The organism is Pseudomonas sp. GM33 (genome assembly GCF_000282295.1).
GTDB classification, from domain to species: Bacteria; Pseudomonadota; Gammaproteobacteria; order Pseudomonadales; family Pseudomonadaceae; genus Aquipseudomonas; species Aquipseudomonas laurylsulfatiphila.
The window spans coordinates 1-12,132 of record NZ_AKJO01000134.1 but is presented as its reverse complement, the minus strand read 5'-3'; the positions used below and the strand labels follow the sequence as shown (position 1 = coordinate 12,132).

Annotated in this window: 9 protein-coding genes; 8 read left to right on the top strand and 1 reads right to left on the bottom strand. The window is 64.0% G+C overall.

What is annotated here, in order from left to right:
* From PMI26_RS06855 to qhpG, 8 genes are all read left to right on the top strand, one after another.
* On the top strand, positions 1–424 hold a 424-nt coding region (locus PMI26_RS06855), incomplete at its 5' end, for a calcium-binding protein (RefSeq protein WP_007977853.1).
* Positions 425–820: 396 nt separating this feature from the next.
* Entirely contained in the window at positions 821–2,131 is a 1,311-nt protein-coding gene (locus PMI26_RS06860; protein WP_007977851.1) for an MFS transporter, read from the top strand.
* A 23-nt stretch (positions 2,132–2,154) separates the two neighbouring features.
* Positions 2,155–3,384, top strand: coding sequence for a Zn-dependent hydrolase (locus PMI26_RS06865; RefSeq protein WP_007977849.1), 1,230 nt, complete (start codon positions 2,155–2,157; stop codon positions 3,382–3,384).
* A gap of 119 nt (positions 3,385–3,503) precedes the next feature.
* Positions 3,504–4,529, top strand: a complete 1,026-nt coding sequence (locus PMI26_RS06870; RefSeq protein WP_007977847.1) for a histone deacetylase family protein — start codon at positions 3,504–3,506, stop codon at positions 4,527–4,529.
* A 223-nt stretch (positions 4,530–4,752) separates the two neighbouring features.
* Complete coding sequence (locus PMI26_RS06875) at positions 4,753–6,657, top strand: sigma-54-dependent Fis family transcriptional regulator (RefSeq protein ID WP_007977845.1); 1,905 nt, start codon at positions 4,753–4,755, stop codon at positions 6,655–6,657.
* Positions 6,657–8,375, top strand: coding sequence for an ABC transporter ATP-binding protein (locus PMI26_RS06880; RefSeq protein ID WP_007977844.1), 1,719 nt, complete (start codon positions 6,657–6,659; stop codon positions 8,373–8,375). The genes PMI26_RS06875 and PMI26_RS06880 overlap by 1 nt, the downstream gene beginning before the upstream one ends.
* On the top strand, positions 8,365–9,042 hold the full coding sequence (gene qhpE, locus PMI26_RS06885; RefSeq protein ID WP_007977841.1) for a subtilisin-like serine protease QhpE: 678 nt from the start codon (positions 8,365–8,367) through the stop codon (positions 9,040–9,042). Before PMI26_RS06880 ends, qhpE begins: the two co-directional genes overlap by 11 nt.
* Positions 9,039–10,334 (top strand): flavin-dependent monooxygenase QhpG, encoded by a 1,296-nt coding sequence (gene qhpG / locus PMI26_RS06890; RefSeq protein ID WP_007977839.1) that lies wholly within the window; start codon positions 9,039–9,041, stop codon positions 10,332–10,334. The genes qhpE and qhpG overlap by 4 nt, the downstream gene beginning before the upstream one ends.
* 140 nt (positions 10,335–10,474) lie before the next feature.
* On the opposite strand, the gene PMI26_RS06895 is transcribed toward qhpG, so the two are convergent.
* A complete protein-coding gene (locus tag PMI26_RS06895) occupies positions 10,475–11,965 on the bottom strand; it encodes an aldehyde dehydrogenase family protein (protein WP_007977837.1) in 1,491 nt (496 codons plus the stop codon).
* Between the last annotated feature and the right edge of the window lie 167 nt (positions 11,966–12,132).

The following is a 12,132-nucleotide window of genomic DNA, read 5'->3' as shown; positions in this document are numbered from 1 at the left end:
CGACCTGGCGAGCTACACCCTGAGTGCCAACGTCGAGAATCTGTTTTACGGCGCCAGCGGCAACTTTACGGGCACTGGCAACGCGCTGAACAACACGATCGTGGGGGGTGCGGGTAACGACGTGCTCACCGGTGGTGGTGGTAACGACCTGCTGAGTGGCGGTACTGCCGGCAACGATACCTTCATGTTTGCTGCCGCAGGTTTCGGCAACGATGCGATCTTTGGCTTCGGAGTCAATCCGGCCGCAGGGCAGGACTTGCTCAACATCACGGGGTTGGGGATCACCAGTGCGACGTTCGCTGCCAACGTGAGCATCACGACTGACGGGGCGGACACGATGGTGGGGATCGGGGCAGACTCCATCCGTCTTGTGGGTGTCGCCAACGCGGACGTTGATCAGACGGACTTCATCCTGGCCACTTGAGGTCCTGGCCAGTACTGTCGCAGGGAGCGTGGACCACAGAGGGGAGGGCAATGGATGCCCTCCCTTTTTCCTTCCACTCGATGACCCATCGTGAATCGGGGTGCCAGCAGCGTGCTGGAGCTCACTAACGCAGGTTGGAACCGGACTCCTGGTCTGGCCCGCGTATTCTGAATTCTTGTGCCACCGTTTTACCTTCTGCTGAACGCCTGTGCATTGCACGTCGCGTTCGGTTGCCGCCGCCCTTGATTATAAATTGAATTAATACTTCGAATAATAAATAGAAAATTGACTAATCATGGTCCTGGAACGAAAAATCATCCCCAGACCGGCGCCGCCAGAGCGCCGCGGATTTGCCGTTTCCCTCCTGCCAGAAAAATAACCAAAGGAGCCCGACCCATGAAGCCTCAAGCTTCGTCCCAGCCGCGCCGTGCGGCAGCCGCCGCCTTTATTGGCACCATGATCGAGTGGTACGACTTTTACATCTACGCCACCGCCGCCGCGCTGGTGTTCGGCGCGCTGTTCTTCCCCTCCGACGACAAACTGTTCAGCACCATGGCCGCTTTCGGCACCTTTGCCGTGGGCTTTTTTGCTCGGCCGTTGGGCGGGATCGTCTTCGGCCATATCGGTGACCGCATCGGCCGCAAGAAATCGCTGATCATCACCCTGTTGATGATGGGCGTGGTCACGGTGTGCATCGGCTTGCTGCCGACCTACGCGCAGATCGGCGCGGCGGCGCCGGTGCTGCTGATCCTGCTGCGCATCGTCCAGGGCATCGCCGTGGGGGGCGAGTGGGGCGGGGCGGTGTTGATGGCCGGCGAACATGCGCCGAAAGGCCGGCGCAACTTCTTCGCCTCGTTTGCGCAACTGGGCAGCCCGGCGGGATTGATCCTGTCGCTGCTGGCCTTCAGCGCCGTCACCCGTCTGCCGGAAGAAGACCTGATGAGCTGGGGCTGGCGCTTGCCGTTCCTCGTCAGTTCGCTGTTGCTGCTGGTGGGCCTGGCGATTCGCCTGGGGGTGAATGAGTCGCCGGAGTTCCTCGCCAGCCGCGAGCAGGCCAGTAAAAACCAGCGCAAGGAACAGGCGCCGGTCATGGAAGTGCTGCGTACCGCGTGGCGTCCGCTGTTGCTGTGCATCGGCGCCAACACCCTGGGGATCGCCGGGGTGTATTTCACCAACACCTTCATGATCGCCTACACCACCCAGCAACTCTCATTGCCGCGCTCGCTGATTCTGGAGTGCCTGTTTTTCGTCGCGATCATCCAGTTCTGCATCCAGCCGCTGGCGGCCTGGATCGCCGAGAAGATCGGTGCGACCCGCTTCCTGTGCCTGGTGTCGCTGCTGGCGATGGCCTCGCCATACCCGATGTTCGTGCTGGTCAGTTCGGCCCAGGCGCCGCTGATCATCCTCGGCATTGCCTTGGCCGTGGTGTGCATGGCGTCGTTCTACGCGGTGATCGCCGGCTACGTCAGCGGCATGTTCGAGACCCGCGTGCGCTACACCGCGATTTCCCTGGCGTACCAGATTTGCGGTGCGCTGGCCGGTGGCCTGACGCCGCTGATCGGCACGATGCTGGCGCACAGGTTCGCCGGCCAGTGGTGGCCGATGGCGGTGTTCTACAGCCTGATCGCCGCGACTTCGCTGCTGTGTGTCCTGTCCCTCGCCCGTCGCCACGCCAGCGCTGAACGGCTGGAACTGGCCAAGGCCTGAACCGAATATTCCTGGAGAAACTCATGTTGAAGATCAATGGCGAACGCCTCTGGGCGAGTCTGATGGCAATGGCCGAAATCGGCGCCACCGCCCGTGGCGGCAGCTGCCGCCTGGCCCTGAGCGACGAGGACAAGGCCGGTCGTGAACTCTTTGCCCACTGGTGCCGCGAAGCCGGCATGACCCTGAGCGTGGATGCCATCGGCAACCTGTTCGCCCGTCGCGCCGGCACTGACCCTGACGCGGCACCGGTGATGATGGGCAGCCACCTCGACACCCAGCCCGAAGGCGGGCGGTTCGATGGCGTGTACGGCGTGCTCGCCGGCCTGGAAGTGGTGCGCTGCCTGAACGATCTGGGGATCCAGACCCGCAAGCCGCTGGAAGTGGCGGTGTGGACCAACGAAGAAGGCGCACGCTTCACCCCGGCGATGTTCGGTTCGGCGGTGTTCACCGGCATCATGGCGCTGGACGCCGCGCTGGCGGTGCGCGACATCGATGGCATCAGCGTCGCCGAGGCACTGCAGCACACCGGTTATGCCGGCGAGCGCCCGCTGGGGGGCGCGGTGGATGCCTACTTTGAAGCGCACATCGAACAAGGGCCGATCCTCGAAGACAACGCCAAGAGCATCGGCGTCGTCAGCGGCGGCCAGGCGATTCGCTGGCTCGACGTGCGGGTCGAAGGCATGGCGGCCCACGCCGGCACCACGCCTATGCCGCTGCGCAAGGATGCCTTGTACGGCGTGGCGCCGATGATCCAGGCCATCGAAGCCCTGGCGGCGGACTTCGCCCCCGAAGGCCTGACCACCGTTGGCGAGTTGAGCATCAACAAATCGTCGCGCAATACCATTCCGGGGCTGGTGAACTTCACCGTCGACCTGCGTCATCACCATGACGAAACCATCGAGGCGATGGAGCAACAGGTCCGTGCGCGGCTTCAGGCGATAGCCGACAGTCGCGGTTTGAAACTGGCCATCACCCCGCACTGGATCAGCCCGGCCACGCCGTTCGACGCGGACTGCGTGGCGGCGGTGCAACAGGCCGTGGATGGGCTGGGCTACGCTCAGCAATCGATTGTCAGCGGCGCCGGGCATGACGCGATCCACCTGGCGAGGTTCTGCCCGACGGCGATGGTGTTCATCCCGTGCGTGGGCGGCTTGAGCCATAACGAAGCGGAAGACGTGTTGCCTGAAGATGTGCGGCAGGGCACGGATGTGTTGCTCAACGCCGTGCTGGCCCGTGCCGAAATCATTGAATAAACACAAATCCCATGTGGGAGCGAGCCTGCTCGCGATAGCGGTGTGTCATTCAGCAGTGATGGTGGCTGACACTCTGCATTCGCGAGCAGGCTCGCTCCCACACTGACAGGTATTAATCCATGCGCAGTTTTTTCCACCCCGAACAATTGCTCCACCATCCACGCAGTTACTACTCCCGAGGCCAGATGCGCACGCCGCAGGAAGTGCCGGAGCGTGCGCAGCGCCTGGTGCAGGCCTCTCATGCCTTGGGTTTCAAGCTCGAGCAACCGGCCGACGCCGGGCTCGATCCGCTGCTGGCGGTGCACGGCGCACCGTACCTGAGGTTTTTGCAGGACGCCCATCAGCGCTGGAAAGAGATTCCAGAGGATTGGGGCGATGAGGTGATGTCGAACATCTTCGTCCGTGAACCGAATGCCCTGCGCGGGATACTCGCCCAGGCTGCACGTTATCTGGCCGATGGCAGTTGCCCGGTGGGCGAACAGACCTGGCGTTCGGCCTACTGGTCGGCGCAAAGCGCCATCGCCGGCGCCCGGGCGTTGCTCGATGGCGAGCCGGCAGCCTATGCCTTGTGCCGCCCACCGGGCCACCACGCCCGGGCCGAAGCGGCGGGTGGTTTCTGCTATGTGAACAACGCGGCCGTGGCGGCCCAGGTATTGCGCGACGGGTTCGCACGGGTGGCGGTGCTCGATACCGACATGCACCATGGCCAGGGCATTCAGGAGATTTTCTACGACCGTGACGACGTGCTCTACGTTTCGGTGCACGGCGATCCGACCAACTTCTATCCGGGTGTCGCAGGTTTTGCCGAAGAGCGCGGTGCCGGGGTGGGCGAGGGTTTCAACCTCAACCTGCCAATGGCCCATGGCGCCAGCGAGGCCGACTTCCTCGAGCAATTGGAGGTAGCTCTGAAGGCGGTGAAGGACTTCGGTGCCGAGGTGCTGGTGCTGTCCCTGGGCTTCGATATTTTCAAACTGGACCCGCAAAGCAAAGTGGCGGTGACCCGCGAAGGGTTTGCCGTGCTCGGCGAGCGGATCCGCAGCCTCGGGTTGCCGTGCCTGATCGTGCAGGAGGGCGGGTATCACCTGGAGAGTCTGGAGGATAATGCCAAGGCGTTTTTTGTGAGCCCTGAGGTGTGGCAGCTCTGAGTTTGTGGCGAGGGGGCTTGCCCCCGTTGGGCTGCGCAGCAGCCCTAAAACCAGCGACCTTTTGCTCACGGAAATACGACGTTCGTCGGTTTACGACTGCTGCGCAGCCGAACGGGGGCAAGCCCCCTCGCCACAGGACTTGCCATAGCCCTTACGTTAACGTAAAGATTGCGGCAGGGCGCCGACGTATGAAGGCGCAAGGGCGGACGACCCGGAGCGCTTGATGACGCTAATAAAAACAAACTCCCCCAAACTGCATCGCGAAGCCCGGCTGGCCCGGGAAAAGCTGCACCTTGACGGCGAAGTGCCGGATGGTGTCCTGCGTGCGGAGATCGATGCCTCATGGCGGCGCAGCCTGAGCCATGGCGTGCATTTCAATGCCAAGCACGAGCTGGCGCTGGAATCGAGCGCCAGCCTGGACCTGTTATTGGGCAGCAATCGCCTGCTGATCGACGCCGCGTTGCCGGCCATCGATTACCTGGCCGAGCGTCAGGGCAAGGAAGGGCTGATCATCCTCGCCAATTCCGACGCCACTATCCTCGCCGTCGAAGGCCGCGCCGACCGCCTCAAGGGCAGTGGCCTGCAAGACATCACCCTCGGCGCCTGCTGGAGCGAAGCGGTCCGCGGCACCAACGCCCTCGGCACGGCACTGGTGGAAGCCCGGCCGACCCTGATCGATTGCGGCGAACATTATCTGGACCGTCTCAGTGATTTTTCCTGCACCTCGGTGCCGATCCATTGCCCCCAGGGCGACATCCTCGGTGTCCTCGACCTGACCCGTGAAGGCCCGCTCGGCCGCGCCCACGACAGCACGGCGCTGCTGGCCATGGCCGTCAGCCAGATCGAAAGCCGGGTGTTCAACGCCAGTTATCCGGACGAAATCGTCCTCGCCTTCCACAGCCGTCGCCAATACCTCGAATCCCCGTGGCAAGGCCTGCTGGCGGTGAGCCTTGGCGGGCAGATCCTCGCGGTCAGCGCCCAGGCTTGTCAGTTGCTCCACGCCGAACGCTCGGCCCTGGTCGGTCGGCGCTGCGAGGAGTTTCTCGGCGTCGACGGCCTGCAATTGTTGGCGCGCCTGCATCAGGGCGGCACCGGCAGCCTGCAGACCGCCAAGGGTGAATTCTTCTATAAAACCCTGCGCGCGCCGCAACGCTCGATCAACGTCGGCAGCCCGCCGCGCACGGTCGCGAAACCGGCCAAGGCGCAACCGGATCTGGAAGCGCTCGCCGGCAGCAATACGCGCTACGCCCGTGCCCTGCGCATGGCCCGTCAAGGGCTGGCCAACGAACTGCCGGTGTTGTTACTGGGCGAAACCGGCACCGGTAAAGAGGTGATCGCCCGCGCCCTGCACATGGCCGGCGCGCGCTGCGAGAAACCCTTCGTGGCGGTGAACTGCGCGGCCATTCCCGAAGGCCTGATCGAGTCCGAACTGTTCGGCTACCGCGAAGGCGCGTTCACCGGTTCACGCCGGGGCGGTATGGTCGGCCGCCTGCAACAGGCCCATGGCGGCACCCTGTTTCTCGATGAAATCGGCGACATGCCCCTGGCCTTGCAGGCCCGACTGTTGCGGGTGTTGCAGGATCGCAAGGTCGCGCCCCTGGGCGCCGGCGAAGAGCAGGACATCGACGTCGCACTGATTTGCGCTACCCACCGTGACCTCAAGCGTCTGGTGGAAGATAAACACTTTCGCGAGGACCTGTTCTACCGGGTCAACGGCATCAGCGTGATGCTCCCGGCCCTGCGCGAACGCGAAGATTTCGCCGCGCTGGTCAGCCGCCTGCTGGCGACACTGGGCGCACCCGCCGTGGTCCTGCACGATGATCTCGATCGTTTGCTCAGCGGCTATCACTGGCCGGGCAACATCCGCCAGCTGGAGATGGTCCTGCGCACCGCGCTGGCCATGCGCGAACCGGGTGATACCGTGCTGACCCTCGACCACCTGCCCGACAGCATGCTCGACGAATTGACCGCCAGCGAACGGCCCCAGGCCGGCAGCATCCGGGAAAATGAACTGGAGCTGATCCGCCAGTCCCTGGACACGCATCAGGGCAACGTCTCGGCCGCCGCCGACGCTCTGGGCATCAGCCGCGCGACCCTGTATCGCAAGCTCAAACAGTTGCGCTCCTGATGCAACGCCTGATCGTTCGGCTGATCGACAGCCAGAACCCCGAGGCCCTACAGGCGTCGCTGCGCTGGCTGTACAGCTTCGTGCGACCCCATCGTTTGGCGATTGCCGGGCTGCTGGGCCTGTCGGTCTGCGCTTCGGCGTTGGTGCTGGTGCAGCCGTGGCTGACCAAACTGTTGATCGACGACGGCCTGCTGGCGCGCAACTTCCCGATGCTGGTGCTGATCGCCGGGCTGATGATCGTTGCCGGGTTGCTGGGCACGGCGCTTTCGGGCATCAACCGCTACCTGCACACGCGACTGTCCGGGCGCATGCTGTTTGCCTTGCGCGATGACCTCTACCGGCATCTGCAAACCCTGTCACCAAGCTTTTACGGGCAGCGGCGCATCGGTGACCTGATGTCGCGCCTCGATGGCGACGTCGCGGAGATCCAGCGGTTCGCCGTGGACTCGCTGTTCTCGGCGGTGTCGAGCGTGATTGGCCTGGTGGTTGCCATCGCGATGCTGGTGACGCTGTCCTGGAAACTTTCGTTGCTGGCCCTGGTACTGATCCCCCTCGATGTCCTCTGGCTGCGCTGGATGCGGCGCAAGGTCGAGCGCGATGTGCGGCAGTTGCGCGAGCGTTCGGCGGACATGTCGTCGTTTATGGTCGAGACGTTGCCGGTGATGAAGTTCATCCAGTCTGCCGGCCAGCAACAGCGCGAAGCGCGGCGCCTGGAAACGTTGGGGCAGGGCTACATGAGCCAGTTGCTGCGCCTGCAAGTCACCGAGTTTTTCACCCAGGCCGTGCCCGGCACGCTGACCTCGCTGTCCCGGGCCTGCGCCTTCCTGATCGGCGGATACTGGGTGGTGCAGGGCACCTGGCAGCTCGGTGCGCTGATCGCGTTTTCCACCTACCTGGGGATGGCCGTGGGTCCGGTACAGAGCCTGCTCGGGCTCTACGTGGCGATTCAGCGGATGACCGTCAGCCTCGGCCGGGTCATGGAGTTGCGCGGCGAACAGCCGACCGTGTCGACGCCTGCCATACCTCAGCCGATGCCCAATGGCGGTGATCTCTGGTTCGACAACGTGCACTTCGCCCATCCCGGTCGCCAATCGACCCTGCGCGGCATTGAAGCGCGGATTCCCTACGGTTTGAAAGTGGCCCTCAGCGGCGGTTCGGGCGCCGGTAAATCCACCCTGATCGACCTGCTGCAACGGCATCACGATCCGCAATCGGGCCGGGTCCTGCTGGGCGACGTCGATGTGCGCGAGCTGGACCTGTTCCAGTTGCGTCGGCGCATTGCCATCGTCAGCCAGGACATCGTGCTGTTTCGCGGCAGCCTCGCCGACAACCTGGCTTACGCGGTGCCGGACGCCAGCCGCGAAGCGATTGCCGAAGTGGCGCGCCTGGCGCAACTCGACAGCCTGATCGAGTCCTTGCCCGAGGGCCTCGACAGTCCGCTGGGCGAGCGCGGCCAGCAGTTGTCCGGTGGGCAGAAGCAGCGCATCGCGATTGCCCGTGCGCTGTTGCAGGACCCTTTGATTCTGGTGCTCGATGAAGCGACCTCAGCGGTGGACGAAGCCACCGAGCGCGAAGTCATCGACGCCATCGACCGCTTGTTTGCCGCACGCACGCGCATCCTGATCAGCCATCGCCCTTCAACCCTGGCCGATGCCGATCTGCGTTTCGAATTGCTCGACGGCGTGCTGACCTCGAAAACGGTGCTGCATGAAACCTGAGTTGCGCGTGGGTGTGGTGGACAGCGGCCATTCAGCGGCGCAAAGGGTGCAAGTGATCGCCGGTCGGCGCTTTTCATTGCTCGAAAATGGCCTGGCCGAGGGCGACTTGCGCGACGATCCGCTGGGGCATGGCAGTGCAGTGATCGAGGCGATTGGCCGGCGTGCACCCTCGGCGCTGTTTTGCGTGGCCCAGGTGTTCGACCAGCGCGGTGTCACCAGCGCCTTGCAGATCGCCACGGCGATTGACTGGCTGGTGGCGCAGAACGTGCGACTGATCAATCTGAGCCTCGGCCTGCGCCAGGATCGCAGCCTGTTGCGCGCGGCCTGCGCGGCGGCGGTAGCACGGGGCGTGCTGTTGTGTGCGTCGAGTCCGGCCCAGGGCGAAGGGGTGTTTCCGGCCAACTATCCGCAGGTGCTGCGGGTGACCGGCGATGCGCGCTGCGCCGAACAGGAATGGTCGTGGCTCAACAGCGCCCAGGCGGATTTCGCCGCCTGTGTGCATGGCACGTACCCGGGGCAATCCGGGGCGAGCCTCGGTTGCGCCGCGTTGAGCGGGCACATCGCCGGGTTCCTCGTCGAGCAGCCTGATGCCTGCAACGAGCAGATCATCGAGTTTCTGCGACAGAACGCACGTTATCGTGGCCCCGAACGGCGTTTCGGGCCATGACCGCGATTGTGATTCTGGGTGCGGGGCCGGCGGGCGCGGCGGTGGCCTTGGGGCTGCGGCGAATGGGTTACGCCGTGACACTGGTCAGCGAGTGGCGCCGCTTTGCTGCGCTGGAAGGCGTGTCCGTGCGGGTGCTGGAAGCGTTACGCGGCGCGGGCCTGCAACAGGCGTTAGCGCAAGCGGCGTTGCCTTCGCAGCGACAGGTGAACTGGAACGGCCAGCAGCATGCGCAGAACGTTGAATACCTGCTTGATCGCCCGACCTTTGATCGCGGCTTGCGCGAGGATTTGCGCTTGGCTGGAGTTGATCTTGTTGAAGGTCGAGTGCTGTCGGTACAGACCTGCGCAACCGGACATCAAATTGAAATCGACGGCCACGAGTCGCTGGTAGCGGACTTTCTGGTGGAGGCCCGCGGACGCCAGGCGCCGACCCTCGGTAAAGGCTTGCGCGGACCGGAGACCGTCAGCCTGCTCAATCGCTGGCAAGGTACGCCGGGCAGCACCGCCAGCGCCGTGGAAAGCCTTGCCGACGGCTGGGCGTGGATGGCGCGCCGGGCCGACGGCCAGTGTTACTGGCAATGGACGGTGGATGTGGCCAGTGCCGGGTTGCCGGGCAAGGCCATGTTGCTCGATTACTGCCGGCAAAAACGTGGGGAGTCGGCAGTGGCCCGTGTTTTTTTCGGCGGCGAACCTGAACTGGATTTGCAGCTGCATGCCCGCAGCAGCACGGCGATTCTCCACCCGCAGGTGTGCGGCGATAACTGGATTCGGGTCGGCGATGCGGCGATGGCTGTGGACCCGTTGTCGGGCAATGGCATCTTTCAATCCCTCTCCTCGGCGTTGCAGGCGCCGACAGTGATCAACACGCTGTTGTGCAAACCCGAACGAACGGCTCTGGCCCGGCGTTTCCACCAGCAGCGGGTGGAACAGCTGTTCCTGCGGTTCGCGCGGATCGGCCGGGATTTTTATGCCGATGAGCAGCGTTGGCTGGATCAGCCATTCTGGCAGGCCCGGCGGCAATGGCCGGATGCTGAAATCGCCCATGCCGAGGCCGATTTCAATGCCCTGAAAATCGAACGCGCACCGGTGCTGCGCGATGGATTTGTCGATGAGGCCGAGGTGGTGATCACGGTGGATCAGCCGTTGGGCATCTGGCATGTGCAGGGGGTGGAGGTGGCGCCGTTGGTGCGGCGGTTGCGCAGTGAACCGGCTGAGCAGGTGTTGGCTGGGTTAACCACAGAACAGGGAAGGATGGTCAGGAGTTGGTTGTTGGCTCAGGGATTCAAACCCTGATATTTGAGCCGTCTCGACCGGCCTCATCGCGAGCAAGCTCGCTCCCACAGTGGACTTGTGTTGAGCCATGATCCTGAGATCGACGCAAAACCCTGTGAGAGCGAGCTTGCTCGCGATGGCGGCCTAAAGAGCGCCGACTATCAAAGTTTGATCAACACCGACTTCAACTCGGTGTAATGCTCGATCGCCGCATACCCCATCTCACGCCCGACGCCGGACATCTTGTAGCCGCCGAACGGCAACGCCGGGTCCAGCGCGCTGTGGCAGTTGACCCACACCGACCCCGACTTGATGCGTGGAATCATCCGGTGCACCGCCGCCAGATCATTCGACCAGATGCTCGCCCCCAGGCCGTAGGGGCTGTCATTGGCCATGCGCAGGGCATCGGCCTCGTCATCGAACGGAATCGCCACCAGTACCGGGCCGAAGATTTCCTCCTGCACCAATGAGTGCTTCTGATCGACATCGACAATCACCGTCGGCTTGACGAAGAATCCCGGCCCGAACTGCTCGCCGCCGCAGGCGATGGTCGCGCCGCTTTCCCGGCCCTTTTCGATGTACCCGTACACGCGCTCCTGCTGGCGCGCCGAGATCAACGGGCCCATGTCGACGCTCGGGTCCAGGCCGTTGCCGAGTTTCATCGCGTTGGCGATGTCGCTGATGTCCGCCACCACATTGTCGAAGTGCTTGCGCTGCACATACAGCCGCGAACCTGCGCAGCAGACCTGGCCCTGGTTGAAGAAAATCGCGCTGGCAGCCCCGGCCGCGGCAGTTTTCAGGTCGGCGTCGGCCATGACGATGGTGGGCGACTTGCCGCCCAGTTCCAGGGTGACCCGGGTCATGGAGTCCATGGCGATCTTGCCGATCTGCTTGCCCACCGCGGTGGAGCCGGTGAAGGTCAGCTTGTCCACCAGCGGATTGTGGGTCAGGGCGGAACCTGCGGTGATGCCGGTGCCGGTGACCACGTTGAACACGCCTTCGGGATAACCGGCCTCCAGCACCAGCTCGGCGAGTTTCAGTGCGGTCAGCGGGGTTTCATCGGCCGGTTTGAGTACAACCGTGCAACCGGTGGCCAGGGCCGGGCCGAGTTTCCAGCAGGCCAGCAGCAGCGGGAAGTTCCAGGCAACGATGGCACCGACCACGCCCACCGCTTCACGACGGATGAAGCTGTGGAACTGATCGTTGGGCATCAGCGGTGCCGACACGTCAACCGTCGAGCCTTCGATCTTGGTCGCCCAGCCGGCCATGTAGCGCAGGAAGTCGATGGCCAGTTGCACGTCCATCACCTGGGCCACGGCCGCGCTTTTACCGTTGTTCAGGCATTCCAGCTGTGCCAACAGTTCGGCGTCGCGTTGCATCAGGTCGGCGAGTTTCCACAGCAGGTTCTGCCGCTCCCGGGGGCGGGTGCGGGTCCAGGAGGAATCGTCGAACGCCTGGCGGGCGGCGAGTACGGCGCGGTCGACATCCTCCGGCGTTGCCCGTGGCACCACGCACAGCACTTCACCGGTGGCCGGATTGTGCAGGGGCATGGTCTGGCCGTCGGCGGCCTCGACCCAGTCGCCGCCGATGAGCATGCGCGGGGCGCGCTGGATGAACGCCGAAGTGGCGGGAAGCAGGTGTGGGAGCGACATGATGAAACCTCGTCTTGTTCGTGTGGCGAGGTCTTTCGCAATGGCTGTGCCAGTTGTGCTTGTTTGATTGGAACCCTGATCGGATGGGCCTCTTGGGCTATTTGCCGATGACAGGGGAACAAGTGAGCGTCGCAAATTGCGACAGTGAGGATCAAAAGATCGCAGCC